The sequence below is a fragment of the Streptoverticillium reticulum genome (assembly GCF_047456005.1).
Taxonomy (GTDB): domain Bacteria; phylum Actinomycetota; class Actinomycetes; order Streptomycetales; family Streptomycetaceae; genus Streptomyces; species Streptomyces reticulum.
The window spans coordinates 5715826-5742777 of sequence record NZ_CP179755.1 but is presented as its reverse complement, the minus strand read 5'-3'; the positions used below and the strand labels follow the sequence as shown (position 1 = coordinate 5742777).

Here is a 26952-nt window from a genome sequence, read left to right as displayed (position 1 = left end):
CATGGGGATAGTCGCCGGGCTGGACAGTTCTGCCCAGAGCACACAGATCGTCGTCTGCGACACGGACACCGGTGCCGTGCTCAGGCAGGGGTACGCCCCGCATCCGGCGGTCGCCGAGGGCGACCCCCAGGCCTGGCTGATGTCGCTGGGCGACGCCGCCGCCGGGGGCGTGCTGGAGGGCGTGCAGGCCATCGGCGTCTCCGCGCAACAGAACGGTCTGCTCGTGCTGGACGCCGGCGGGGTGCTGGTCCGTCCCGCCCTGCTGGGCAACGACAAGCGCATGCAGCCCTGTGCGGCCGAGCTGACCGACGCGCTGGGCGGCCGGGCCGCGTGGGCGCAGGCGGTCGGGTCGGTGCCGCAGGCCGGGCAGGCGCTGGCGAAGCTGCGCTGGCTGGCCCGTAACGAGCCGGAGTCGGCCGCCCGTGCCGCCGCCCTCCTGCAGCCGCACGACTGGCTGGTCTGGCAGCTGCTGGGCAGGCCCCTGCGCCGGACGACGGACCGCGGGGACGCGTCCGGCACCGGTTTCTGGTCGGCCGCGACGGGCGAGTGGCGGCCGGATCTCGTGGAGCTGGCGCTGGGCCGGCAGGCCGCGCTGCCCGACGTGCTCGGCCCGGCCGAGCCGGCCGGGCACACCCCCGAGGGGCTGCTGATCTCGGCGGGCACGGGCGAGACGATGGCCGCCGCCTTCGGGCTGGGCGTCGGGCCCGGCGACGCGGTGGTCTCCCTGGGCGCCTCGGGTTCGGTCTTCTCCGTGCACCACTCGGCGCTGGAGGACCCGACCGGCACGATCATCTCGTTCGCCGACGCGACCGGCATGCACCTGCCCGTCGTCCACACGCTCAACGCCGTGCGGGTGCTGCGCGGCACCGCCGAGCTGCTCGGCACGGACCTGCCGGGCCTGTCCGACCTGGCGCTGCAGTCCTCGCCGGGCGCCTACGGGCTCGTCCTGCTGCCGTACCTGGAGGGCGAGCGCACCCCGCAGCTGCCGCACGCCTCGGGCACGCTGACGGGGCTGCGGCGCGAGAGCATGCGGCCGGAACACCTGGCGCGGGCCGCGTTCGAGGGCATGCTGTGCGGGCTGACGGACGCGCTGGACGTGCTGCGCTCGCGCGGCGTCGAGGTGCGACGGGTCTTCCTGCTGGGCGCGGCCGCCGAGCTGCCCGCCGTGCAGGCCGTCGCGCCGGCGCTGTTCGGCGCGCAGGTCGTCGTCCCGCAGCCGATGGACTACGCGGCGCTGGGCGCGGCCCGGCAGGCCGCCTGGTCGCTGGGCGTCCAGCAGGGCACCCTGGCCCCGCACACGCCCCCGCAGTGGCCCTCCGTGACGGGCCAGGCCTTCGATCCCGGCGAGGACCTGGCAGTGGGGCAGGCGGTGCGGCAGCAGTACGCGGCGGTGCGTGAGCAGACGCACCCGGGAGCGCTCTGAAAAAATCTGCGCGGGGCTCAGTCCAGGTAGCCGCGCAGCTGGTCCGCGAAGGCGTGGTCGCGGAGTTTGTTCAGGGTCTTCGACTCGATCTGGCGGATGCGCTCGCGCGTGACGCCGAAGATCCGGCCGATCTCCTCCAGGGTCCGCGGGCGGCCGTCGGCGAGCCCGTAGCGCAGCTGGACGACCTTGCGCTCGCGCTCCCCGAGCGTGGAGAGCACGGCCTCCAGGTGCTCGCGCAGCAGCAGGAAGGCGGCCGACTCCACCGGTGAGGCGGCGTCGCCGTCCTCGATGAGGTCGCCGAGCGCGACGTCGTCCTCCTCGCCCACCGGCGCGTGCAGCGAGACCGGTTCCTGTGCGAGGCGCAGGACTTCGCTGACCCGCTCCTCCGACAGGTCGAGCTGGGCGGCGACCTCCTCGGCGGTGGGTTCGTAGCCGCGCTCCTGGAGCATGCGGCGCTGCACCCGCACCACCCGGTTGATCAACTCCACGACGTGGACGGGCACTCGGATGGTGCGGGCCTGGTCGGCGAGGGCGCGGGACATGGCCTGGCGGATCCACCAGGTCGCGTACGTCGAGAACTTGTAGCCACGGGCGTAGTCGAATTTCTCGACTGCCCTGATCAGCCCCAGATTTCCCTCCTGCACGAGGTCGAGCATGGTGAGGCCGCGGCCGATGTAGCGCTTGGCGACGGAGACGACGAGCCGCAGATTGGCCTCGATCAGCCGGCGTTTGGCCATCCGGCCGAGGACGACCAGCTGGTCCAGGTCCAGGGCGAGGCGGGTGTCGAGGTCGGGGGTGCACAGGAGCTTCTCCTCGGCGAACAGCCCGGCCTCGACACGGCGGGCCAGCTCCACCTCCTCGGCAGCCGTGAGCAGGGGAATCCTGCCGATCTCGCGCAAGTACTGACGGAAGAGGTCGGACGAGGGGCTGCCGGTATCGGCCCGCACCGGTTCCGGGGGCGCCTCCTCGGCGAAGGCCTCGGTCACGGGCGGCCCGTCCTGCCGCGGCACGATCGGTGCCGGGGCGGCCGGGGCCTGAGGGAGGGTCGGGGTCCGGGTCTGCACGGGGGCGACCTCCAGGGTGATCGCTGCTATGGCGGCAGAACGGGGCGGCACGGATCAGGGCGCGGCGGCGGCCGAGCCGTCGCCCTTGCGGGGGATCGAGAGCGGCTTCGCAAAGGGGCCGGATTCCAGGGCGGGACCCTGGCGGCCGCCGGGCCTGCCGCGCTCCGAGGACTCAGGCACCGCCCAATAGTGTGGAGCACGACACGCGCCCGCCACGAGGGGCGTGCGGCCACTTTCTGAGCCCTGACCGTGACCGGCCGGTTACAGCAGGCTCTTGCGGCGCTGCTACAGCGCGGCCGCGCCGCGGTCCTTGAGGGACTTGCCGTACTGCTGGAGGACCCACAACTCGTTCTGCACGGCGGCCAGTTGTGCCGGGTCGGCCTGGGCGCCCAGGCGGACCATGCCCGCCTGGACCTCCTCGATGCGGCGCTCGACGGCCCGCAGCCGGACGTGCACCAGCTGGGTGCCCGCGTAGATCGCGTCGACCGTGCGGGCGTGGACGGCCTCGACGGCCAGCTCCGTGACCAGGGCACGGACGGTGTCGTCGGGCGCGGCCTCGCGGACGCCGGCCAGATAGCCGGGGCCGGCCTGCGTGACGCCGCCGGCCTCCTCGATGGCCCGGCGCACGGCGGCGTAGGGCGGGGCGGTGAACTCGTCCTCCATGTAGGCGTCGAAGGCCGGGGCGACGAGCTCGGGGTGCTGGAGGGCCAGCTTGAGCAGCTCCCGCTCGGTGCGGTGGGCGGGGCTGCGCAGATTGAGCGCCGGGCCGCGCACGGACGGCTGCTGGGGTACGGGAGCGGCGGGCGGCGCGCCGCGGTGCTGTGCGCGCCCCTGCTCGGGGCGCTGACCGCGCTCGCGGGCCCAGCGGGCGAGCTGGCCGACGCGGCGGACGACGAACTGGGTGTCCAGGATGCCGAGCATGCCGGCGAGCTGGACGGCGTACTCGTGCTGGATGGCGCTGTTCTTGATGTTCGCGACGATGGGCGCGGCCGCCTCCAGGGCGGCGGCCCGGCCCTCGGCGGTGTCGAGGTTGTGCCGGGCGACGACCTGGCGGATGGCGAAGGCGAACAGCGGGGTGCGGGACTCCACCAGGGTCTGCACGGCCGCGTCGCCCTCGGCCAGGCGCAGCTCGCAGGGGTCCATGCCGCCGGGGGTGATGGCGATGGAGGTCTCGGCGGCGAACTTCTGGTCGTCCTCGAAGGCGCGCAGGGCGGCCTTCTGGCCGGCGGCGTCGCCGTCGAAGGTGAAGACGACCTCGGAGGCGGAGTTGTCCATCAGCAGCCGGCGCAGGATCTTGATGTGGTCGCCGGCGAAGGCGGTGCCGCAGGTGGCGATGGCCGTGGTGATGCCGGCCAGGTGGCAGGCCATGACGTCCGTGTAGCCCTCGACGACCACCGCACGGTTGGTCTTGGCGATCTCCTTCTTGGCGAGGTCGATGCCGTAGAGGACGTGGGACTTCTTGTAGATCGGCGTCTCGGGGGTGTTGAGGTACTTCGGGCCGTTGTCGTCGTCGCGGAGCTTGCGGGCGCCGAAGCCGATGACCTCGCCGGTGATGTCGCGGATGGGCCACATCAGGCGGCCGCGGAAGCGGTCGATGGGGCGGCCGCCGCGGCTCTCCTGGGCGAGGCCGGAGACGATCAGCTCCTTGTCGCTGAAGCCCTTGCCGCGCAGGAAGCGGGTGAGGTGGTCCCAGCCGGCCGGGCTGTAGCCGACGCCGAAGTGCTGCGCGGCCTCCTGATCGAAGCCGCGGCCGGCCAGGAAGCGGCGGCCGATCTCGGCCTCGGGGCTGCCCAGCTGGTCGACGTAGAACTGTGCGGCGGCCTTGTGCGCCTCGACCAGGCGGATGCGCTCGCCCTGCTGACGGCCCGGGGTGTAGCCGCCCTCCTCGTACCGCAGGGTGATGCCGGCCTGGGCGGCGAGCCGCTCGATGGTCTCGGCGAAGGAGAGGTGGTCGATCTTCATGACGAAGTCGACGGTGTCCCCGCCCTCCTGGCAGCCGAAGCAGTAGAACAACCCCTTGGCGGGGCTGACCTGGAAGGACGGGGACTTCTCGTCGTGGAACGGGCAGAGGCCCTTGAGATTGCCGCCGCCCGCGTTGCGCAGCTGGAGGTACTCGGACACGACGGCGTCGATCGGGACCGCGTCCCGGACCGCCCTCACATCGTCATCGTTGATCCTGCCTGCCACGCCTGAATTCTACGGCCGGGCGCCGACACCCCCGACCTTGATCACGAAGACGAGGTGCGGGCCCACGCCCTCGACCATGAACTCCTCGCCCTGCACGGTGAAGCCGTGGCGCTCGTAGAAGCCGCGCGCGACCGTGCGGCCGTTGCACCACACCAGCCCGGCACCGCGGGCCGCGGCCTCGGCCAGGCCGGCTTCCAGCACGGCGACGCCGTACCCCCGGCCGCGGACGGCCGGGGCGCTGGCCATGCCGCGGAAGCGGTACGCCGCCTCGCCCGTGCCCGGCAGCGGCCCGGGGAGGAACGTCACGCACGCCTGCACCTCCCCCTCCTCGTCGTACGCGGCGACGTGGAACGTCCCCGGGTCGGCGTCCTCCGGGAAGGCCGCCGACTCCGGGGGCCGGCCGGGGCGCAGCACGGCGTGCCGCAGGGCGAAGATCTCCGCGACGGGCACGAGCGCGGTGCGGATCCGGCTCATGCGGTGGGCACCGCGTCCAGCGGGACGGCGGGGTCGGCGAGGGCTTCGGAATCGAGGCGGGCCCCGGAGCGGATGAGGTGCTGGATGTCTTGTGTGACGTCCCACACGTTCACGTTCATCCCGGCCAGGAGCCGGCCCTCGCGCAGCCAGAAGGCGATGAACTCGGGCTTTGCGGCGTCCCCGCGGAGGACCACCTGGTCGTACGAGCCGGGGGGCGCGTAGCCGGAGTACTCCAGGCCCACGTCGTACTGGTCGGAGAAGAAGTACGGGACGCGGTCGTAGGAGACCTCCTGGCCGAGCATGGCGCGGGCCGCGGCGGGGCCGCCGTTGAGGGCGTTGGCCCAGTGCTCGACGCGCAGGCGGGTGTGCAGCCAGGGGTGTTCGGCGGCGGCCACGTCGCCCGCGGCGTGGATGTCGGGGTCGGAGGTGCGCAGGGAGGCGTCGACGGCGATGCCGCCGCCGTCGGCGCGGTCGACGAGGGCGAGGCCCGCGGCCTCGGCGAGGGCGGTGCGCGGGGCGGCGCCGATCGCGGCGAGGACGGCGTGGGCGGGGTGCTCCTCGCCGTCGTCGGTGCGGGCGGCCAGGACCATGCCGTCCTGCCCGGTGATCTCGGTGAGCCGGGCGCCGAAGTGGAAGCGGACGCCGTGCGCGGCGTGCAGGTCGGTGAAGAGCTGGCCGAGCTCGGGGCCGAGGACCCGGTGCAGCGGGGTGGGCTCGGGCTCGACGATCGTCACCTCGGCGCCGTAGCCGCGGGCCGCGGCGGCGACCTCCAGGCCGATCCAGCCGGCTCCGGCGATGACGAGGTGGCCGTTGTCGCGCCCGAGGGAGGCGAGGACGCCGCGCAGCCGCTCGGCGTGGGCGAGGCGGCGCAGGTGGTGCACGCCGGCCAGACCGGTGCCGGGGATGTCGAGGCGGCGCGGCTCGGCGCCGGTGGCCAGCAGCAGCTTGTCGTAGGCGACGACCGTGCCGTCGCCGAGGCGGACCGTCTTGGCCGCGCGGTCGAGCGCGACGGCGGGCTGGCCGAGGTGGAGCTCGATGTCGGCCTGGGCGTACCAGGCCGGTTCGTGGACGAAGACGCCCTCCCGGTCGGTCTTTCCCGTGAGGTACCCCTTGGAGAGCGGCGGGCGCTCGTAGGGGTGGTCGCGTTCGTCGCAGATGAGAATCACCCGGCCGGTGAAGCCTTCCGACCGGAGGGTCTCGGCCGCCTTGGCACCGGCCAGGCCTCCTCCCACGATGACGAACGTCTGGTCTGCGTCCACCACTTGCTGCCTCCTCGCTGCCGCGCAGTGCGTCTGCGTACCGCCCCCGTGGGCCCGCTGTGCGGCCGTTCTTCCGGCCGGGGGTCCGGGGGTCGCCCCCGGGAGAGCACAGCCCCGGACGGTCAGTACCCGCAAGGGCCCGGGATTATCGTGACCCCGCCCCCGTGAGCCTGGCGTGAAGAGTGCGCGCCGAGGCGTCGGTGAGGGCGGCGATCTGGTCGACGACCGCGCGCAGCCGCCCCGCGTCGTCGGCGGCGACGGCGAAGAGGGTGCGGAACTGCGGGTCGAGGCCGTCGGGCGCGCGGGCGACCAGGGCCTCGGCGAGCTCGGCGATGACGACGCGCTGCTCGGCCCTGAGCTTCTCCTGGTCCTCCCGCTGTATGACATAACGGTCGGCGACGGCCTTGAGGACGGCGCACTCCAGCCGCGTGCCGCGGGGGACGACGAGCCCGGCCCCGTACCGCCCGAGCCGGCCCGGGCCCCAGGCCGCGCGCGTGGCCGTCTCGGCGGCCAGGCAGAAGCGGCCGATGAGCTGGCTGGTGGCGTCCTTGAGACGGGCCTGGGCGACGGCACTGCCGTCGTAGCCGTGCGGCCACCACTCCTGGGCCAGCAGCCGGTCCAGCGCCTCGGCGAGCTCGCCGGGCTCGGCGCCCGGGGCGTAGCGGCGGGCGGCGACGGCGAACACCTCGCGGCGCTCGGGGCCGGCGCGCAGCACGCCGGGGTCCAGGTGGCCGGCGTGCAGCCCGTCCTCCACGTCGTGCACGGAGTAGGCCACGTCGTCGGACCAGTCCATGACCTGGGCCTCGAAGCTGCGGCGGCCGGCCGGGGCGCCCTGCCGGAACCAGGTGAAGACGGGCAGGTCGTCCTCGTAGACCCCGAACTTGCGGGAGGCCGGGTCGGTGGGGTGGCCGCCGCGCGGCCAGGGGTACTTGGTGGCGGCGTCGAGCGCGGCGCGGGTGAGGTTGAGGCCCACGCTGACCGGCTCGCCGTCGCCCGTCGACGGGCCGGGCACGAAGCGCTTCGGCTCGAGCCGGGTGAGCAGGCGCAGCGACTGGGCGTTGCCCTCGAACCCGCCGCAGGACTCGGCGACTTCATTGAGCGCCTGCTCGCCGTTGTGACCGAACGGGGGGTGGCCCAGGTCGTGCGCGAGGCAGGCCACCTCGACCAGATCGGGGTCGCAGCCGAGGGCCGCGCCCAGCTCCCGGCCGACCTGGGCGCACTCCAGCGAGTGCGTCAGGCGCGTGCGCGGCGTGGCGTCCCAGGCCTGGGCGTTGGCGCCCGGGGCGACGACCTGGGTCTTGCCGGCGAGGCGGCGCAGCGCGGCGGAGTGCAGCACGCGCGCCCGGTCGCGCTGGAAGGCCGTCCGCCCGGGCCGCTTGTCGGGCTCGGGCGCCCAGCGCTCCACGTCCGACACGTCGTACCCGGCGATGCCGGGGGTCTCGCTGCCTGCGCCTTCGCTCCGTGCTGTGCCTGTGCCGTTCATACCCCGACGGTAGCCGCCGGGTGTGACAAACGGGGGCGGGAGCCCCGGCCGGGGGCTAGGACCTGTGCGGTAGCGCCCCGAAGGGGCGCGGGGAGCTGCGCGACAAGCCGCGACGCGCCCGCAGCCGAAGTCCCGGGGCGGTGCGCCGGCCGCAGGCCGTCGGTGGCTGATCGCGCCGTTCCCCGCGCCCCTGACGGGGCGCTACCGCTTCGGATCCCGGTCGTTGATCGCGTCGAGGTACAGCTTGAAGATCTCGTCGTCGTTGACCGGGCTGTACGACACCCGTGCGCTCTCGTCCCCGTCCGGGCCGCCGCCGTTCAGGCCGCCCAGGACGCCCACCAGGTCGCCGGTCTTCGTCTTCTCGTTGAAGTGGGTGAGCCACGGGCTCCCCGACGTCCCGGAGTAGAAGCCGTCGCACCGCATGCGCAGCTGCTGGTGGCCGTCCAGGCGCTCGGTCATCGCGGTGCAGCGGATGGCCTGGTCCGCCGGGTCGTCGTCGACGTCGGGGTAGCCGATGACCGTCACCCGGTTCGTGTAGCCGGGCGTACGCACCAGCCGGTTCGCGCCCGTCACCCGTTCGAGCTGTCTGCCGCGGGAGTCCGCCTTGACCGTCGCGAACGCGAAGTCGAGGTCGGAGCCGTCCCCGTAGTCGTCGCGGCGCGGGTCGGTGAAGGTGCGGTCGACGGCCCAGACGCCGTACGGCTGCTTGCTCGCGCCCTGCTGGTAGTCGGGAACGAAGGCGGCCGCGTCGCCGAACGAGCAGTGGCCCGCGGTCACGATGAGGTTGCCCTTGGGGCTGTGCACCACGCTCGCCGTGCAGTGGTGGTTCTTCATGTCCTCGCCGACGTAGAAGATCACGCCCACCGTCGGCACCCCGTCGAAGTGCCGCGCACTGCCGGTGATCTTCTGGGCCTCGCTCTTGGCGTCGGGGTCGGCGTCGGCGTCCTCGGGGTTCCCGGGGTCCGTGGAGGACGTCATCCGGGTGGGGCCCCAGAAGCGGCGGGCCTCCTCGCTGGACCAGCTGCCGTCCCGGCCGTGGCCTCCGGCGCCCTTGGGAACGACGGCGGCGAGGGTGACGACATAGAGCCCCGCGAGCACGGCCCGGACCCACCGGGCCCGGCTCCACCAGGAGAAACGCACGGGCACCCCCACCACGTCAGGAAGGTAGTCGACAGGCTAACCGCAACTGCCGGGATACGGCGCACGCCGGGCTGTTTTCCGCACAGTCCGATGACACGTGTTCCGCTGCAGGACAGCGTACGGACGCCCCGCCGACCCCGGCCGGCACTCCCCCGGCCACCGCCGGGAGGTGCCCCCGGCCGGATGCCGCCACATGGCTCACCGGGCCATGTGCCCCGTCCCGGTGACGTACGAGCACGGCCGGGGCCACCATGGCCCGAGGACTCGCCCGCCCTACCGGATGGAGCATCAGATGTCCGACCGCACCGACCGCACACCGCACCGGCTCGACCCGGCGGGCGCCCGCCGGCACGAGGACGACGCAGGCCTGCGCGCGCAGGGAGCGGCCGTTCCCGTCGTGCTGCCCGGTGGCGTCCCGGCCGTGGCCGTCACCCGGCACGAGGAGCTGAAGGAGTTCCTCGCGGACCCCGATGTGGCCAAGGACGCCTGCCACTTCACGGCCCTGCGCGAGGGGGTGATACCCGACGGCTGGCCGTTGACGATCTTCGCCACGCTCGAGGGCATGACCACCGCCGACGGCGCCGACCACCGGCGGCTGCGCGGCGTCGTCACCAAGGTCCTCACCCCCGCCCGGATCGAGGGCCTGCGGCCCCGCGTCGAGCGGCTGACCGCCGAACTGCTGGACGGGCTCGGCACGGCCGCGGGCGCCTCCGGCGTGGTCGACCTGCGGCGCCACTTCGCCGTGCCACTGCCCGTGTCCGTCATCGGCGAACTGCTCGGCGTCCCGCCCGCGATGCGGGGCGAGCTCCGCCGGTTCTCGTACACCATGGCCAGGACGACGCTCACGCCCGAGGAGAGCGCGGCCGCCAACCGCGGCATGGCCGAGGCCCTCGGCCGCCTCGCCGCCCTGCGCCGCGCCGAGCCCGGCGACGACCTCACCAGCGCCCTGGTCGCCGCGCACGACGAGGACGGGACCACCCTGGACGACCGCGAACTGACGGCCACCCTGCTGACCCTGGTCGTCGCCGGGCACGAGACCACGCTCGCCCTGATCACCAACGCGGTGCGGGCGCTGTGCACCCACCCCGACCAGCTGGAGCTGGTCCGGTCGGGCAAGGCGGGCTGGGCCGACGTGGTGGAGGAGACCCTGCGCTACGACGCCCCCGTGGGCCTCTTCCCCTTCCGCTATCCGCTCCGCGACCTGCCGGTGGGCGGGACGGTCGTGCCGCGGGGCACGCCGGTCCTCGCGGCCTACGCCTCCGCCGGGCGCGACGAGCGCGCCTACGGGCCGGACGCGGACCGCTTCGACGTCACCCGCCGCCCGGCGAACCGTCTGCTGTCCTTCGGCCACGGCGCGCACTACTGCATCGGCGCGCAGCTGGCCCGGCTGGAGGCGACCGTCGCACTGGAGGCGCTCTTCGCCCGTCACCCGGACCTCGCACTGGCCGTCCCGGACCGCGAGTTGCCCCGGCTGTCCAGCTTCATCAGCAACAGCACGGAGGTCCTGCCGGTGCGGATCTTCGCGCCCCGATAGGGGCGCGGGGAACTGCGCGATCAGCCACGACGCGCCTGCAGTCGAGGTTCTCGGGGCTGCGCCCCGGACCCCTGGGGTGGTGCGTTGTCTGCGGGCCGGTGGGGGCTGGTCGCGCAGTTCCCCGCGCCCCTTACGGGGCGCACGCCCCCGGCATGAAAGGCCTGCGGTGCGCCCCCGGGCGGTCTACGCTGGCCTTCCCGGACCGCAGAGGAGCGCACCGCATGAACGGCTGGACCGCGAGCGACATCCCCGACCAGAGCGGCCGTACCGCCGTGGTGACCGGCGCCAACAGCGGGCTCGGCCTGGTGACCGCCCGTGAACTCGCCCGGCACGGCGCGCGCGTGGTGCTGGCCTGCCGGGACACGACGCGCGGCAAGGCCGCCCTGGAACTGCTGCGGGCCCAGGTGCCCGACGCCGACGCCGAGTTGGGACAGCTGGACCTCGCCGACCTCTCCTCCGTGCGGTCCTTCGCGAACGATCTGGCGGGCGAGCGGATCGACCTGCTGATCAACAACGCCGGTGTGATGGCGCTGCCGCAGCGCAAGACGGTCGACGGCTTCGATATGCAGTTCGGCACCAATCACCTCGGCCACTTCGCCCTGACCTGCCTGCTGCTGCCGGCGCTCCGGGCCGCCGGGCCGGGGGCGCGGGTGGTGACCGTCTCCAGCGGGCTGCACTTCCTGGGCAACGTCGACCCGCGCGACCTCAACATGGAGCGGCGCTACCGGCGTTGGATCGCGTACGGCCGCTCCAAGAGCGCCAACCTGCTGTTCGTGCACGAGCTGGCGCGGCGGCTCGCCGCCGAGGGCTCACCGGTCGTCGCGGCCGCCGCGCACCCCGGCTACGCGGCCACCAACCTCCAGACGGCGGGGCCGCGCATGGAGGAACGGGCCTGGGCCGAGCGGGCGGTGGAGCTCGCGAACCGGCTCGTCGCCCAGAGCGCGGAGGACGGCGCACTGCCGACGCTGTACGCGGCGACGGCACCGGGAGTCCTGCCGGACGAATTCATCGGGCCCCGGGTGCAGCTGTGGCGCGGGGCGCCTGCGCGGTCGGTTCGCGCCCGCTGGACCCTGTCCGACGTGGCCGGGCGGGGCCTCTGGGAGGCCTCGGAGAAGCTGACGGGGGTCACGTACGGCTAGCGCCCCTTCGGGGCGCCGTGGTGCCGGGTTGCAGCGAGTGCGGCACCTCAGTCCAGCCCCGACGCCCTCAGCAGCGCCCGCGCGCCCTCTCCGTCCACCCGTTCCGCCACGTCCGTCAACGGAGTTGCACCCCGCAGCAAACCCCGTTCGCGCGCCCGGCGCGCCCCCGTGTCGAGGCGGTGCCACAGGAGCGGGTTCGCCTCCAGGACTCTCGGGTCCACCTCCACCCGGCCGCCGGTCACGTCACGTAACACCAGCCGCGGGGCGACCCCGTCCGCGCGGCGGACCTGTGTCAGCAGGTCCGTCCGTACGCGGTGTTCACGCAACAGCCCACGGGCGGCGAGCCAGCCGTCGCCCGCGGTGATGCGCGCCGGACGCAGCACGGCGACGAGGGTGCCCGCGAGCGCGGCCCAGCAGCCGCCGCGGGGCCAGTCCAGGCTGCCGCGGGCGAGGTCGGCGAGGACGAGGACGGCGCCGAGGCCCAGGCCGAACCACCAGGCGGCGCGGGCCTCGCGGCGCCAGCCGCGGTCGCAGACCGGCACGGCGGCCCCCGGCGACCGGCCATGGACATGTCGCGCCTGCAGTCGCAGCAGCATTGCTCGCCGTCCCATGGCCGTGACGGTAGGACCGGCTGCCGGGCCGCGCGCCGGACATTGACGGAAAACTGACGTTACGTCGCCGAATCCTGACGCTCCGCTTACGGTTGCACGGCAGTCGCCGTCAAGATCACGTGAAGATCGCACCGCACCGCGACAAGACCCCGCCAAGGCCGGGCGCGCCCCCCGGAACCCGGCCGCACGCTGGGCGTTCCACGTCACGGAGGTACGACAAGACATGTCCATGCTGGCCAAAACGGGCGAACGGCCGACCGAACCGCCGGATACCGGCGCGGGTCCCGCTGCCGAGGACCGGCACCGGCTCACCGCCACCCAGGGCCTCGCGGCCCTGTCCCTCGACGCGATGGCGTCGGTGGCCTACGGCCCCGAGTCGATCGTCCTCGTGCTGGCCGCCGCCGGGGCGCACGGCCTCGGCTTCACCCTGCCGGTCACCCTCGCGATCGCCGCCCTGCTGGCCGTGCTCGTCGCCTCCTACCGCCAGGTCGTCGCCGCCTTCCCCGACGGCGGCGGCTCGTACGCGGTCGCCAAGCGGCACCTGGGCCGCCGCACCAGCCTGGTCACCGCGGCCTCCCTGATCCTGGACTACGTGCTCAACGTGGCCGTCTCCGTGACGGCCGGCGTCGCCGCCCTGACGTCCGCCTTCCCCTCCCTCTACGGCGACCGGGTGTGGCTCTGCCTCGCCGTCCTCGTCGTCGTCACGGCCGTCAACCTGCGCGGCATCGTGGAGTCGGCGAAGGCCTTCATCGTGCCGACGGCCGTCTTCGTCGGCTCGATCCTGCTCATGATCGTCATGGGCCTCTTCCGCAGCGCCCCCGCCAGCACCGCGGCCGCGCACGGCCACGCGTCCGTGCTCGCCGACAACGCCACCACGGTCGGCGCCCTGCTGCTCCTGAAGGCGTTCGCGTCCGGCTGCTCCGCCCTCACCGGCGTCGAGGCCGTCGCCAACGCCGTCCCGTCCTTCCGCGCCCCGCGCGTCAAGCGCGCACAGCGCACGGAGGTGGCGCTGGGCGCCCTGCTCGGCATCATGCTCATCGGCCTGTCCGTCCTCATCGGCCGCTTCCACCTGCAGCCGGTCGAGGGCGTCACCGTCCTGGCCCAGCTCGCGGACGCCTCGCTCGGCCACAACTGGGCGTTCTACGTCGTGCAGTTCGCGACGATGATCCTGCTCGCGCTCGCCGCGAACACCTCCTTCGGCGGACTGCCGGTGCTGATGGCCCTGCTGGCCCGCGACAACTACCTGCCGCACGTCTTCGGCCTCAAGGCCGACCGCCAGGTCCACCGCCACGGTGTGCTCGCCCTGGCCGCCGTCTCCGCGGTACTGCTGGTCTTCTCCGGCGGCGACGTCAACACGCTCGTACCGCTCTTCTCGATCGGCGTGTTCGTCGGCTTCACCATCTGCCAGGTCGGCATGGTCCGCCACTGGCGGCAGGAGCGCTCGGCCGGCTGGCTCGGCAAGGCGCTCCTCAACGGCTTCGGCGCCGTGCTCACCGGCGTGGCCACGGTGGTCGTCACCGCCACGAAGTTCACCGAGGGCGCCTGGCTGATCGTGCTGGCGCTGCCGGTGCTGGTCCTGGCCTTCGAGGCCGTCCACCGGGCCTACGGCCGGATCGGCGAACGCCTGGAGCTGGGCCGGGTTCCCGAACCGCCGCGCCGCTGCCACTCGGTGGTCGTCGTGCCGGTCTCGTCGCTGTCGCGCCTGACGAGCAAGGCACTGACCGCCGCCGTCTCGCTCGGCGACGAGGTCGTGGCCGTGACGGTCGCGCACCCCGACGCGGAGTCGCTGCGCCGCGACTGGGAGCTGTGGAACCCCGGCGTGAGCCTGGTCGAACTGCCCGGCCAGCCCGGCGCGTTGGGACGTCCGATCGTGCAGTACGTGCGCGACTTGGCAGAGCAGCACCCCGACAACCGGGTGACGGTACTGATCCCGGAGGTCGAACCGGCCCACATCTGGCAGCGGCTGCTCCAGAACCAGCGAGGCACGGTGGTGGCGCACGCGGTGCGCCGGGACACGGACGCGGTGATCTGCCGCTTGCGGTTCCGGATCACCTGAGCGCCCCGTCAGGGGCGCGGGGAACTGCGCGAGCAACCACGACGCGCCCGCAGCCGACGTCCCGGGGCTTCGCCCCGGACCCCTGGGGTGGTGCGTCGGCTGCAGGCCGTCGGCGGCTGGTCGCGCCCACGCGGCGGAGCCGCAAATCGATACAGCCCCGCGCCCCTTACAGGGCGCTCAGCGCAGCCCCAACCGTCCCCGTACCGCCTTCCACACATCCACCCGCCCGACCCGCAGGGTCAACACATCCCGCCCGGCAAGCGGCTTGGCGTACCACGGCAAGCCGCGCCGCTTCCAGCGCGCAGTACCGAGCCCGGGCCGGCGCGGTACGGGGACGGTCCACTCACCGTCTCCCGCGGCCAACCGCACGGTGATCCGCCACTCCCCCGCCTCGGCGAGCGGGAGCAGCGCCGTTCCCCCGTCCACCGGAGCCGCCAGCTCCGCGCCGTCCGGGCCCTCGGCCCGGACGGTCAGGGCACCCGTCGGCCAACCGGCCAGCGTGCAGCGGACGTTCACCGCGAGAGTGGCGGGCCCCGCGGGGGCCCACGCAACCCCCTCCACCCCCACGTGCGGAAGCACCCGGTGCCGCGTCTCCCCCACGTCCAGCGTGAGGTTCCCGTACGGCTTCGTCGTGTAGAGCGCGACCGCCGTGCCCTGCGCGGTCACCACCGTCGTCGTCCCCGTCGTCACCGACTCCGCCCGGCGGCTGCCCAGGCGGGCCTCCTTGGCGACGCCCGCCGCGTCGACCGTCAGGGAGATGTCCCACAGGCCCGCCGGCAGGGACGCGCCGTCGACCGTGACGTCGAAGGCGCCGTCCGTCCCGTGCACCGGGAAGCGGCGTTCGTCCCCGGTCCCGCGCCTGCGCAGGACCAGGCCGGCCGTCGTCCCGGCGGCGGGTATGCGGTCGACGGACGCGTGGCCCGTCAGGCGCAGTCCGCCCAGGCCGAGGGCCGCGGACGCGACCTCGTGGCGGACGCGCAGCTCGGAGGTGATGTCGTAGCAGTCGTCGGGGATGTTCAGGGTGGAGTCGCGGAAATACGGGTAACGGGCGTACGCGCGGCCGTCCTCGACGAGGAGCTCCTCTTCGTCGTCGGCCGTCGCGGCCACGGTCGTTATGCCGTAGCTCGCCGCGCCCCGGTCCAGTTCCCACCGCACCAGCGTCAACAGCTCGTCCAGCAGGCCCCGTTGGATCAGGTGGCAGCGCAGCCGCACCACCGCCGGGAGGCGGGCCGCCAGCCCTTCCCCGTAGTACGGGGCGATCAGGTCGCCCAGCTCGGCCAGCAGCTTCGTCTGGACGTCGCGGTGCGGCTCGCGGCACCACTGCAGTACGGCGTCGCGCAGTTCCACGGCGAAGTGCCGGTGCATGAGCACGTCCCGCCGGGGGCCGGGCTCCACGCGCTCCGCGACGAGCTGCGTCATCCGCCGGAAGAGATCCATCCGCATCCGGGTGCCGTGCGGCTGCGCGGTGATGTTGTTGCCGTCCTCGCGCGCGACCCAGTACAGGCAGTCGTGGTCGGCCACCACCGAGATCGCGGCGGCCTCCAGGTAGGCCGTGGCCGTGAACGGCTGGTCCTCGCCTATGGACAGGCCGGTGTCGAAGCGCAGCCCGAGCCGCTCGACCAGCTCGCGCCGGAAGAGCTTCATCGGGTTGAGCGTCCAGTACACGCGCGAGGCGAAGACGTCCGTGCGTGGCTGGTTCCGGCCGAACATCGAGCGCGGGGCGCGGCGGCCCCCCTCCCCCACGATCCGGCCCAGGACGACGTCCGAACCGTTCTCGTCGGCGGCGGCGACCATGCGCTCCAGCGCCTCCGGGCCGAGCCGGTCGTCCGCGTCGAGGAAGAAGACGTAGCGGCCCGTGGCCCGCTCCAGGCCCAGGTTGCGCGGGCCGGCGGGACCGCCCGAGTTCGGCTGGTGGATCACCTGCATCCCGGGCGCCCCGGCCGCCAGGCGGTCCAGCTCCTCCCCCGTGCCGTCCGTCGAGCCGTCGTCGACCGCGATCAGCTCGATGTGGCCGGCACCCAGGCTCTGCCGCAGGACGGACGTGACACTGCCGGTCACGTACGGCATGGCGTTGTAGGCGGCGACGATGACCGTGACATCCGGGGCGGAAGACATGGCGGCGTGCTCCGTTCCTGCAGTTCAGACGCGGTCAGCGTATACGAGGCCTCGAACCCGCGTTCTGACTACAGGGTGACCCGGGGGGAACGTTCCGCCAGCGAGGTCTGCCCCCGGGAGGGCTGCGGGCCACGGTGACCGCCGCGCAGTAACGCCGCACCGAGCGGGGTCAGCGTGTGCAGCACGGCGCTCCCGTGCCGCAGGGTCAGCACGAGCCCGGCCTCGCGCAGCACCCCGGCGTGCTGGCTGGCCGAGGCCGCCGACACCCCTACCCTGCGGGCGAGTTCGCTGGTCGTGCAGCCGCCCCCGATCGAGCCCAGGACCGCGGAGCGGGTGTGACCGACCAGCTTGCCCAGCGAACGCGGCGGGGACTGCACGCACGACGACGGCTCCGACATGTGCCGGGCGGGATAGACCAGGACGGGGGTGAGGTCCGGGTTCTGCAGGGCGACGGGCGTGCGCCGGCAGAAGAACGACGGGACCAGCAGCAGGCCACGGCCGTTGAGATACAGATCGCGGTCGACCGGGTAGTCGGCCTCCAGGACCGGCGCCCGCCAGCGCATCGTGGGCGGCAGCGAGGAGAGCAGCGCATCCGCCCCGCCGTCCAGCAGCGCCCGGCCGCGCACGGCCCGGTCGGCCTCTATGCGCGCCTGGATGTGCGCCCAGTAGGGGGCAATGGCGGCCTCGTGATAGGTGTGGAGCGCGCCGATCAGCTTGCCGAACGCGCGGGCGTCACCCTCGCCGAGCGATCGTATCCAAGCGGGCAGCGTCCGCACCGTGGACAGCCGGGACAGCTCCTCGTGGACCCGGTCGGCCGGAGTGGCCCGCAGCGCGGCGATGCCGGACTCCAGTCCGTCCAGCGCTTCGGGGGGCGTCAGGAAGTCCGGGAAATAGCCCCGGGACGGAACCAGCGGGGCCAGCAGACGCGTTTCACCATTCAACCGCGCGCGGGTTTCCGAGCGCCAATCGCCGTAGATCGATTCGCCTTGCTTGTCCCTGAGGCGGTGCAGGCTCAGAACGGTTTCCCAGAGTACGTCCGGGTCTCCGGCCAGGCGCAACCGGGCCAGATCGAGTCCAGTGAAATGGACACGCAGCACCAAACCCCCACATGAGACATCCGCAACCACCCCCCGCTCACTGAGTATGCACACCGATACGAGCTGTTACCACGCCCTTTTGGCCACAGTTGAAAGGACTCGCGGCGAACATCGCACAAGCGAAATGCTATTCACGCACTCGGGGCCGCCCCCGCTCGTTCCCGTGGGGGGTGGCGAGCGAATAAGCGGCCGCTGAGTATGCGAGTTGCCGCCCGAGCCGATGCGGGCGGCAACAACTCCCGGTGGGGGAGTAAAGAGGGGCGGCGCTCCCGCACGGGCGCCGCCCCTTCGCCATGCGGCGAGCCGGGGCGGGGCGCCCTGGGGTGCCGACGGCGTTACGTGCGGGTTACCCCGCTCCACGGCTGCGGGCTGCCGCCCGCGTGCTCAGGCAGGCCGACAGCCGCGGTTGTCGGCGCGGCACCGGCTCGGGTGCCGCCCCTAGGCCGTGTCCGGCGGATCTTCGTCGCGCGGCACCGCAGTGCCCCGTCAGGGGCGCGGGGAACTGCGCGACCGGCCACGACGCGCCCGTGGGTGCCGTGCTGCCCCGGGGCTTCGCCCCGGACCCGGGGGTGGTGCGTCGACTGCAGGCCGCCTGTGGCCTGTCGCGCCCACGCGGCGGAGCCGCATATGTCAACGGCCCCGCGCCCCTGACGGGGCGCGGGGATCCGCCGGACACGCCCCAGGCCTGCCGCGGTCAGCGGCTGTCGCTCCCCGAGGCCACCGCGGCAGCGCGCCCGGCCTCAAGCCGCGCCACCGGGATGCGGAACGGCGAGCAGGAGACGTAGTCCAGGCCCACGTCGTGGAAGAAGTGGACCGACTCCGGGTCGCCGCCGTGCTCGCCGCACACGCCCAGCTTGAGGTCGGGCCGCGTGGCCCGCCCCGCCTCGGCGGCCGCGCGGACGAGCGAGCCGACGCCGTCCTTGTCGATGGTCTCGAACGGGCTGACCCCGAAGATGCCCTTCTCCAGGTACGCGGTGAAGAAGCTCGCCTCGACGTCGTCGCGCGAGAAGCCCCACACGGTCTGGGTCAGGTCGTTCGTGCCGAACGAGAAGAACTGGGCCGCCTCGGCGATCTGACCGGCCGTCAGCGCGGCGCGCGGCAGCTCGATCATCGTGCCGAGGGTGAGCCCGAGCCGGGTGCCGGTGGCCTGCTCGACCTCGGCGATGACGCGCTCGGCCTCCTCGCGGACGATCTCCAGCTCCTGGACGGTGCCCACCAGCGGGATCATGATCTCGGCGCGCGGGTCGCCCTTGGCGCCCTGCCGCTCGGCCGCGGCCTCGGCGATGGCCCGTACCTGCATGGCGAACAGGCCGGGGATGACCAGGCCGAGACGGACGCCGCGCAGGCCCAGCATCGGGTTCTGCTCGTGCAGCTTGTGCACGGCCTGCAGCAGGCGCAGGTCGTTCTCGTGCGCCTCCTGCCGGGCCTCGGCGAGCGCGACGCGCACGGACAGCTCGGTGATGTCCGGCAGGAACTCGTGCAGCGGCGGGTCCAGCAGGCGCACGGTGACCGGAAGTCCGTCCATCGCCTCGAAGAGCTCGACGAAGTCGGCCTTCTGCAGCGGCAGCAGGGCGCCGAGGGCCTCGTCGCGCTCGGCCTCGGTGTCGGCCAGGATCAGCCGCTCGACCATCTCGCGGCGCTCGCCGAGGAACATGTGCTCGGTGCGGCACAGGCCGATGCCCTGGGCGCCGAAGCGGCGGGCGCGCGCGGCGTCCTCGGCGTTGTCGGCGTTGGCGCGGACGCGCAGCCGGCGCATGCGGTCGGCGTAGGCCATGATCCGGTGCACGGCCTGGACGAGTTCGTCCGCGTCGTCGGCGCCGGCGTGCATGCGGCCCTCGAAGTACTCGACGACCGGGGACGGCACGACGGGGACCTCGCCGAGGTAGACCTTGCCGGAGGAGCCGTCGATGGAGACGACGTCGCCCTCCTCGATGACGATCCCGCCCGGAGCGGTCATCTTCCGCTGCTTGGTGTCGACTTCGAGCTCCTCGGCGCCGCAGACGCAGGTCTTGCCCATGCCGCGGGCGACGACGGCGGCGTGCGAGGTCTTGCCGCCGCGCGAGGTGAGGATGCCTTCGGCGGCGATCATGCCGTTGAGGTCGTCGGGGTTGGTCTCGCGGCGGATGAGGATGACCTTCTCGCCCGAACGCGACCACTTCACGGCGGTGTACGAGTCGAAGACCGCCTTGCCGACCGCGGCACCCGGCGAGGCCGCGATGCCCCGGCCGAGCAGCTCGGTCTTCGCCTTCTCGTCGAACCGCGGGAACATCAGCTGCGCCAACTGGGCGCCGTTGACGCGCTGGAGAGCCTCGGCCTCGTCGATCAGGCCCTGGTCGACGAGCTGCGTGGCGATCCGGAAGGCCGCGCCCGCGGTGCGCTTGCCGACGCGGGTCTGCAGCATCCACAGCTTGCCGCGCTCGATGGTGAACTCGATGTCGCACAGGTCCTTGTAGTGCGTCTCGAGCGTCTCCATGATCTGCATCAGCTGGTCGTAGGAGGCCTTGTCGATGCGCTCCAGCTCGGCCAGCGGCATGGTGTTGCGGATGCCGGCGACGACGTCCTCGCCCTGGGCGTTCTGCAGGTAGTCGCCGTAGACGCCCTGGTGGCCGCTGGCGGGGTCGCGGGTGAAGGCGACGCCGGTGCCCGAGTCGGGGCCGAGGTTGCCGAAGACCATCGAGCAGATGTTGACGGCCGTGCCCAGGTCGCCGGGGATGCGCTCCTGGCGGCGGTAGAGCTTGGCCCGCTCGCCGTTCCAGGAGTCGAAGACCGCCCTTATGGCCAGGTCCATCTGCTCGCGGGGGTCCTGCGGGAAGTCCCGGCCGGTCTCCTTGGCGACGATGTCCTTGAACTCCCCGACCAGCGTGCGGAGATCGGCGGCGCCGAGCTCGACGTCGGTGACGACGCCCTTGGCCCGCTTGGCCTCCTCCAGCGCCTCCTCGAAGAGGTCGCCGTCGACGCCCAGCACGGTCTTGCCGAACATCTGGATGAGGCGGCGGTAGGAGTCCCACGCGAACCGCTCGTCGCCGGCCTGGGCCGCGAGCCCGCCCACGGACTCGTCGGAGAGGCCGATGTTCAGGACGGTGTCCATCATGCCGGGCATGGAGAACTTGGCGCCCGAACGGACGGAGACCAGCAGGGGGTTGTCGGCCTGGCCGAGCTTCTTGCCCATCCCGGCTTCGAGGGCCTCCAGGTGTGCCGTGACCTCGTCGCGCATCGCGGCGGGCTCGGTACCGCTCTCCAGGTAGACCTTGCAGGCCTCGGTGGTGATGGTGAAGCCCGGAGGGACGGGGAGACCGAGGTTGGTCATCTCGGCGAGGTTGGCACCCTTTCCGCCGAGCAGGTCCTTGAGGTCCTTGTTGCCCTCGGTGAAGTCGTAGACGAACTTCTGGCGGTTCTGCTGCTCGCGGTCTTCATGTACCGGCACGGGACTCGACTCCTCACTGGGGCCTCCCGGACGCAGGTGGGGAGGTGGGCTGCCCTGACGGCGGGGAGCGTACCCAGATCGAAGGCATCTGAGGAGGTCCACTCGGACGAACCATGGGCGCACACACCCGTCTGCCAGCAGATCGAAAGTGACATCACCAAAATCGCCACCCACCAAGTCCCTTCACATCTTGAAGGCAACCTCACGGAAAACACTCGAAGGGCAACACTGTGTCGAGAATTGAAGTTGGCTGAAAACAAGAGGCGAACACAACAAGGGTGGCACGCAGTGCCACCCTTGGAGAGGTGTAACCCGCCCTCAAATGCTCATCTGAGCGGGACCCTGATCAGAGGTGGCGAGAATCACGCCCCCTCCGGCCCTTGTCATCCCCCGGAAGTGTCAAGTTCGGCGTCCGCTCCGACGACCGCGCACGCGTACGGATCGTCGAGCCAGCCGTCCGGGAGCACCACGCGGTCGCGGCCCGAAGTACGGCCCCGGGGACCGTCCGCGCCGGCCGGCCAGGGCTGGTCCAGGTCGAGCCCGCTCAAAAGAGCATCCAGCTCGGCCAGCGAGGAGGCGATCGCCAGCTTCTTGCGCAGCTCCGAGCCGATCGAGAAGCCCTTGGTGTACCAGGCCACGTGCTTGCGGAAGTCGATGACGCCGCGCTCCTCGCTCTCCAGCCACTGGCCCAGCAGCTCGGCGTGGCGCAGCATCACCTTCGCCACCGTGCGCAGGCCGGGCGCCGCCGGGGCGCCGGGGCCCGCGGGGTCGAAGGCGGCCACGAGGTCGCCGAAGAGCCAGGGCCGGCCCAGGCAGCCGCGGCCGACCACGACGCCGTCGCAGCCGGTCTCGCGCATCATCCGCACGGCGTCCTCCGCCGACCAGATGTCGCCATTTCCGAGCACCGGGATCTCGGGGACGGCCTCCTTCAGCCGGGCGATGGCCGACCAGTCGGCGGTGCCGCTGTAGTGCTGGGCCGCGGTGCGGCCGTGCAGGGCGATGGCGGTCACGCCCTCCTCGACGGCGATGCGGCCGGCGTCGAGGTAGGTCATGTGCTCGTCGTCGATGCCCTTGCGCATCTTCATGGTCACCGGCAGCGCCCCGGCGTTGCCCACGGCCTCGCGCAGGATCGAGCGCAGCAGGTTGCGCTTGTACGGCAGGGCGGAGCCGCCGCCCTTGCGGGTGACCTTGGGGACCGGGCAGCCGAAGTTGAGGTCGATGTGGTCGGCCAGGTCCTCGTCCACGATCATGCGGACGGCCTTGCCGACCGTCACCGGGTCGACGCCGTAGAGCTGGATCGAGCGGGGCTTCTCGGTCCCGTCGAAGTGGATCAGCCGCATGGTCTTGGCGTCCCGCTCGACCAGCGCCCGGGTGGTGATCATCTCGCTGACGAACAGCCCCTTGCCGCCGGAGAACTCGCGGCACAGCGTGCGGAAGGGCGCGTTGGTGATCCCCGCCATCGGGGCCAGGACCACCGGCGGCTGCACGGAGTGCGGGCCGATCTGGAGCTGCGTCATGGAGAGGCTTCCTCGGTCGTGCGGAGTCGTACGGGACAGGGACGGGACAGGGGGGACGACCGTCCATTGTCCCTCATCCGGCGGAAGCGCCGGCCTGCCGTCCGGCCTGCTGTTCGTCGAGCACCAGCCGGTGCAGCCGCTCCATCCGCCCGCGGGTCTCCTCGTCGACCGGGGTGTAGCTGCTCAGCCGGGCGCCGGGGCCGGGGCCGAGCCACAGGCTGGTGTGCTTGACGCGCAGCAGGCCCACGCGGGGGTTCTGGAAGGCCTTCGTCCGTGGCGACTGGTCCGTGACCACCTCGTGCCGCGCCCAGATCTCCCGGAACTCGGGCGAGGCGTCGTGGAGCCGCTTGACCAGGCACTTCCAGGAGGGCTCCGCCACGTGCTCGGCCATCGCGGCGCGGAACTTGGCGGTCATCAGCCGCATCGTCTCGTCGCGGTCGACGAGCGCCTCCCGCCACTGGGGGTGGGTGTAGGAGAGCCACAGGCAGTTGCGGTCGCGCGGCGGCAGGGCGTCGAGGTCGCACAGCAGCCGGCCGTAGGTGCGGTTGTAGGCGAGGATGTCGTAGCGCGCGTTCTGCACGCAGGCGGGGAAGGGCTCCAGCTGCTCCAGCATCTGCAGCAGCGCCTCCGGCACGTCCGCGTACGCGGCCTCGGGCAGCGGGTCGGCGACGCCCGCCAGGGCGAAGAGGTGGGAGCGCTCGTCGCGGCCGAGCATCAGGGCCCGGGCGACGGAGTCCAGCACCTGCCCGGAGGCCTGGATGTCGCGGGCCTGCTCCATCCACGTGTACCAGGTGACCCCGACGGCGGCCAGGTGCGCGACCTCCTCGCGGCGCAGCCCGGGGGTGCGGCGCCGGACGCCGCGGGGCAGGCCGACCTGCTCGGGGGTGATGCGCTCGCGGCGGCTGCGCAGGAAGGCGGCGAGCTCCGCGCGCCGTACGTCGTCCGCGGTGTCCGCCTGCGCGTGTGCGGCGGTCTGCTCCAGCACCATCGTGGTCATGCCCTCCAGGGTGCGGCACCGCCGATCAGCGTGCCAGGTAGTCCTGGTACCAGGATAAAGACACTCTGGTACCAGGCTGAGCGGGGCGGCATTGTCATGTCCGTGAGCGAAACCCCGATAGCGACCCGTGTCCGGCCCCGCGTGGGCGCCCCTGCCTCCCCGTCCTCCCTTCCCGCCTCCTCCGCCGCCGCGCCCGTGCTGAGCCCGCTGGGCCTGCTGACCGTGCTGCTCGGTGCGGCGCTGCCGATGGTGGACGCGTTCATCGTGAACGTGGCCCTGCCGACGATCGACCGCGATCTGCAGGCCGGTCCGGCCCTGCTGGAGATGGTCGTCGGCGGCTACGGCGTGGCGTACGCGGTGCTGCTGGTGCTCGGCGGGCGTCTCGGCGACATGTTCGGCCGCCGCCGGCTGTTCCTGTGGGGCATCGCGTCCTTCGGCATCACCTCGGTGGCGTGCGGCCTCGCGCCGAACGCCTGGACGCTGGTCGCCGCCCGGGTCGCGCAGGGCGCGGCCTCGGCGCTGCTGCTGCCGCAGGTGCTGGCGAGCATCCAGGCCACGACGAGCGGTACGGCCCGGGTCCGGGCGATGAGCCACTACAGCTCGACGGCCGGCGTCTCCAGCGCGGTCGGCCAGGTGCTGGGCGGCGTGCTGGTCTCGCTGGACGTCGCGGGCACCGGCTGGCGCTCGATCTTCCTGGTCAACGCGCCGGTGGCGGCCGTCGCGCTGTTCCTGGCGCTGCGGACGGTGCCGGAGACGCGCTCGGAGCACCCCACGCGGGTGGACGGGCCGGGCACCGCACTGCTGTCGCTCGCGCTGGTCTCGCTGCTGGTGCCGCTGACCGAGGGCCGGTCCGCGGGCTGGCCGGTCTGGTCGTGGGTGCTGCTGGCGGTGTTCCCGTTCGCGGCCTGGGCGTTCCTGGCCGTGGAGCTGCGCACGGAGCGGGCGGGGCGCACGCCGCTGGTGCCGCCGTCGCTGCTGCGGATCCACTCGGTGCGCAGCGGGCTGGCCGTGCTGATGCCGTTCTGCCTGGGCTGGGGCGGCTTCATGTTCGCCATCGCGGTGGCGCTGCAGGAGGGCCTGCGGATGGGCCCGATGGCGGCGGGCCTGTCGCTGGTGCCGCTGTGCACGGCGTTCTTCGTCGCCTCGCTGGCGGGCCCGCGGCTGGCCGCGCGGCACGGCCGGCGGGTGGTGACGGCCGGGGCGCTGTTCCAGAGCGCCGGTCTGCTGATGCTGATCGCGACGTTCCACTGGGGCTGGCACGGGCTGGACGGCTGGGGCACCGCTCCGGCGCTGGCCGTCCAGGGCCTGGGCCAGGGGCTGCTGTTCCCCCTGACGATGCGCACGATGCTCAGCGAGGTGCCGGTCGCCCAGGCGGGCGTCGGCGGCGGCGTGGTGACCACCGCCCAGCAGGCGTTCCAGGCGCTGGGAGTGGCCGCGCTCGGCACGCTCTTCCTCTCGCTGGCGCCCTCGATGGGGATGCGGGACGCCCTGACGGTCACGCTCGCCGTGCAGCTGGCGGCGGCAGCGGTCACGGTGGTGCTGAGCCTGCGGCTGCCGCGCTCCATGCGCTGAGCCGGGCGGTCGCGGGGCGGGCCACGTCGGTGGCACATGGAATGACAGATATTGAAATCTGTCATTCCATGTGCCACGCTGTCGGTGTACCCGCTCCCCGCGCTCCGAAGGAGTTCCCGTGCAGCACCGCACCCTCGGCACCACCGGCCCCCGCGTCTCCGCCCTCGGCCTCGGCTGCATGGGCATGTCCGCCCTGTACGGCGACGCCGACCGCGCCGAATCCGTCGCGACGATCCACGCCGCCCTCGACGCCGGCATCACCCTGCTGGACACCGGCGACTTCTACGGCATGGGCCACAACGAGCTGCTCATCGGCGAGGCCCTGCGCAGCGCGCCCGCCGCGCTCCGCGAAAAGGCGCTCACCAGCGTCAAGTTCGGCGCCCTGCGCGGCCCCGACGGCGCCTGGTTCGGCTACGACGGCCGCCCGGCCGCGGTGAAGACCTTCGCCGCGTACTCGCTGCAGCGCCTCGGCGTCGACCACATCGACGTCTACCGCATCGCCCGCGTCGACCCCGACGTGCCGATCGAGGAGACCGTCGGCGCCATCGCCGAGCTCGTCGAGGCCGGCCACGTCCGCCACATCGGCCTGTCCGAGGCGGGCCCGGAGACCATCCGGCGGGCCGCCTCCACCGCCCCGATCACCGACCTGCAGATCGAGTACTCGCTGCTCTCCCGCGGCATCGAGCGGCAGATCCTGCCCACGTGCCGCGAACTGGGCGTCGGCATCACCGCCTACGGCGTCCTCTCCCGCGGCCTGATCGGCGGCCACATGCACCGCGACGCGCAGTTCGCCGCGAACGACTTCCGGGGCCTGAGCCCGCGCTTCCAGGGCGAGAACCTGCAGCGCAACCTCGACCTGGCCGACGCGCTGCGCAAGGTCGCCGAGGAGCGGGGCGCGAGCGTCGCGCAGACCGCCATCGCATGGGTGCTCTCGCGCGGCGAGGACATCGTCCCGCTGGTCGGCGCCCGCCGCCGCGACCGCCTCACCGAGGCGCTCGGCGCCCTCGACATCACCCTCGGCGCGGCCGACATCGCCGCCATCGAGGAGGCCGTGCCGGCCGGTGCCGCCGCGGGCGAGCGCTACCCGGCGGCGCAGATGACCCACCTGGACAGCGAGCGCTGAGCCCTCCCGGGCGGAGTACGGGCCGGGTATGGCCCGTTACGCTCGACCGGTCTACGACTGAGAGGACCGTCCCCCTGCCATGGCGCCCGAGATCCTGACCCCGGCCCGCATTCTTGAGGCCACCGAGGACGTGCTGCGCCGCTTCGGCCCGGCCAAGGCCACCGTGGTCGACGTGGCCCGGGCGCTGGGCGTCAGCCACGGCAGCGTCTACCGGCACTTCGGCAGCAAGGCGGCCCTGCGGGAGGCCGTGACCGACCGATGGCTCGGCCAGACGCACACGGAGCTGTCCGCCATTGCGGAAGGGGACGCCCCTGCCGGGGTCCGGCTCCGCGAGTGGCTCGCCGGGCTGTTCGCCGCGAAGCGGCGCAAGGCCGGTGGCGATCCCGAGCTGTTCGCCACCTACATGGTGCTCGCCGGCGAGAACAGCGGCACCGTCGAGCGGCACATCGAGACGATGATCGGGCAGTTGGCCGGGATCGTCGAAGAGGGCGTGCGGGACGGGGAGTTCGTCTCGGACGATCCCGTTGTCACGGCGCGGGCGCTGTGGGATGCGACGGGTCGTTTTCACGACCCTGCTTATGCGGAGGAATGGTCCCGCCCCGACATCGACGGGGCGTTCGAGGCGGTTTGCGCCTTGCTGGTGCGGGGGCTTCGCGCCCCGTAGGGGGTGCGCCCCGTAAGGGGCGCGGGGAACTGCGCGACCAGCCACGACGCGCCCGCACGCGCCCACTACGGGG

The 26952-nt window shown here is 73.1% G+C and carries 20 protein-coding genes; 7 read left to right on the top strand and 13 right to left on the bottom strand.

What is annotated here, in order from left to right:
• The first annotated feature begins 1 nt into the window (after window position 1).
• Entirely contained in the window at window positions 2–1423 is a 1422-nt protein-coding gene (locus ACMATS_RS26345; RefSeq protein WP_414169287.1) for an FGGY family carbohydrate kinase, read from the top strand.
• Window positions 1424–1440: 17 nt separating this feature from the next.
• On the opposite strand, the gene ACMATS_RS26340 is transcribed toward ACMATS_RS26345, so the two are convergent.
• From ACMATS_RS26340 to ACMATS_RS26310, 7 genes are all read right to left on the bottom strand, one after another.
• The gene (locus ACMATS_RS26340; protein WP_390780310.1) at window positions 1441–2538 is read right to left on the bottom strand and encodes an RNA polymerase sigma factor; all 1098 of its coding nucleotides are present in this window, start codon (window positions 2536–2538) and stop codon (window positions 1441–1443) included.
• A gap of 3 nt (window positions 2539–2541) precedes the next feature.
• Window positions 2542–2667 carry a hypothetical protein gene (locus tag ACMATS_RS26335; RefSeq protein WP_391151466.1) on the bottom strand — a complete coding sequence of 42 codons (126 nt, stop codon included), beginning with the start codon at window positions 2665–2667 and terminating at the stop codon, window positions 2542–2544.
• Window positions 2668–2772: 105 nt separating this feature from the next.
• Window positions 2773–4674 carry a DNA primase gene (gene dnaG / locus ACMATS_RS26330; protein ID WP_391151465.1) on the bottom strand — a complete coding sequence of 634 codons (1902 nt, stop codon included), beginning with the start codon at window positions 4672–4674 and terminating at the stop codon, window positions 2773–2775.
• Between the two features lie 9 nt (window positions 4675–4683).
• Window positions 4684–5148: a GNAT family N-acetyltransferase gene (locus tag ACMATS_RS26325; protein WP_414169286.1), complete on the bottom strand. Its 465-nt coding sequence runs from the start codon at window positions 5146–5148 to the stop codon at window positions 4684–4686.
• Window positions 5145–6410: an NAD(P)/FAD-dependent oxidoreductase gene (locus ACMATS_RS26320; RefSeq protein ID WP_390780307.1), complete on the bottom strand. Its 1266-nt coding sequence runs from the start codon at window positions 6408–6410 to the stop codon at window positions 5145–5147. The genes ACMATS_RS26325 and ACMATS_RS26320 overlap by 4 nt, the downstream gene beginning before the upstream one ends.
• A gap of 142 nt (window positions 6411–6552) precedes the next feature.
• Entirely contained in the window at window positions 6553–7890 is a 1338-nt protein-coding gene (locus ACMATS_RS26315; protein WP_414169285.1) for a deoxyguanosinetriphosphate triphosphohydrolase, read from the bottom strand.
• Between the two features lie 201 nt (window positions 7891–8091).
• On the bottom strand, window positions 8092–9045 hold the full coding sequence (locus tag ACMATS_RS26310) for a trypsin-like serine peptidase (RefSeq protein ID WP_390780305.1): 954 nt from the start codon (window positions 9043–9045) through the stop codon (window positions 8092–8094).
• 277 nt (window positions 9046–9322) lie between these two features.
• Between ACMATS_RS26310 and ACMATS_RS26305 the strand changes: the two genes are divergently transcribed.
• Both ACMATS_RS26305 and ACMATS_RS26300 read left to right on the top strand, forming a co-directional pair.
• The gene (locus ACMATS_RS26305; RefSeq protein WP_414169284.1) at window positions 9323–10564 is read left to right on the top strand and encodes a cytochrome P450 family protein; all 1242 of its coding nucleotides are present in this window, start codon (window positions 9323–9325) and stop codon (window positions 10562–10564) included.
• A gap of 221 nt (window positions 10565–10785) precedes the next feature.
• Entirely contained in the window at window positions 10786–11703 is a 918-nt protein-coding gene (locus ACMATS_RS26300; protein ID WP_414169283.1) for an oxidoreductase, read from the top strand.
• A 47-nt stretch (window positions 11704–11750) separates the two neighbouring features.
• Here the strand turns inward: ACMATS_RS26300 and ACMATS_RS26295 are convergent, their stop codons facing one another.
• A complete protein-coding gene (locus ACMATS_RS26295) occupies window positions 11751–12314 on the bottom strand; it encodes a hypothetical protein (RefSeq protein ID WP_414169282.1) in 564 nt (187 codons plus the stop codon).
• A 223-nt stretch (window positions 12315–12537) separates the two neighbouring features.
• Between ACMATS_RS26295 and ACMATS_RS26290 the strand changes: the two genes are divergently transcribed.
• Window positions 12538–14370 (top strand): APC family permease, encoded by a 1833-nt coding sequence (locus ACMATS_RS26290; protein WP_390780301.1) that lies wholly within the window; start codon window positions 12538–12540, stop codon window positions 14368–14370.
• Window positions 14371–14547: 177 nt separating this feature from the next.
• Here ACMATS_RS26290 and ACMATS_RS26285 read toward each other — a convergent pair whose 3' ends face one another.
• The 5 genes from ACMATS_RS26285 to ACMATS_RS26265 form a co-directional block, all read right to left on the bottom strand.
• On the bottom strand, window positions 14548–16485 hold the full coding sequence (locus ACMATS_RS26285) for a glycosyltransferase family 2 protein (protein ID WP_414169281.1): 1938 nt from the start codon (window positions 16483–16485) through the stop codon (window positions 14548–14550).
• Between the two features lie 68 nt (window positions 16486–16553).
• A complete protein-coding gene (locus tag ACMATS_RS26280) occupies window positions 16554–17582 on the bottom strand; it encodes an ArsR/SmtB family transcription factor (RefSeq protein WP_414169280.1) in 1029 nt (342 codons plus the stop codon).
• A 694-nt stretch (window positions 17583–18276) separates the two neighbouring features.
• Window positions 18277–21006, bottom strand: coding sequence for a pyruvate, phosphate dikinase (gene ppdK / locus ACMATS_RS26275; protein ID WP_414169279.1), 2730 nt, complete (start codon window positions 21004–21006; stop codon window positions 18277–18279).
• A 383-nt stretch (window positions 21007–21389) separates the two neighbouring features.
• The gene (gene dusB / locus ACMATS_RS26270; protein ID WP_390780297.1) at window positions 21390–22523 is read right to left on the bottom strand and encodes a tRNA dihydrouridine synthase DusB; all 1134 of its coding nucleotides are present in this window, start codon (window positions 22521–22523) and stop codon (window positions 21390–21392) included.
• A gap of 73 nt (window positions 22524–22596) precedes the next feature.
• Window positions 22597–23520, bottom strand: a complete 924-nt coding sequence (locus ACMATS_RS26265; RefSeq protein ID WP_390780296.1) for a helix-turn-helix transcriptional regulator — start codon at window positions 23518–23520, stop codon at window positions 22597–22599.
• Between the two features lie 96 nt (window positions 23521–23616).
• On the opposite strand from ACMATS_RS26265, the gene ACMATS_RS26260 reads away from it, so the two are divergent.
• The 3 genes from ACMATS_RS26260 to ACMATS_RS26250 all read left to right on the top strand — a co-directional run bounded on the left by ACMATS_RS26260 (window position 23617) and on the right by ACMATS_RS26250 (window position 26879).
• Entirely contained in the window at window positions 23617–25092 is a 1476-nt protein-coding gene (locus ACMATS_RS26260) for an MFS transporter (RefSeq protein ID WP_414169278.1), read from the top strand.
• 118 nt (window positions 25093–25210) lie between these two features.
• Complete coding sequence (locus ACMATS_RS26255; protein WP_414169277.1) at window positions 25211–26215, top strand: aldo/keto reductase; 1005 nt, start codon at window positions 25211–25213, stop codon at window positions 26213–26215.
• Window positions 26216–26294: 79 nt separating this feature from the next.
• On the top strand, window positions 26295–26879 hold the full coding sequence (locus ACMATS_RS26250; RefSeq protein WP_390780293.1) for a TetR family transcriptional regulator: 585 nt from the start codon (window positions 26295–26297) through the stop codon (window positions 26877–26879).
• The last annotated feature ends 73 nt before the right edge of the window (window positions 26880–26952 follow it).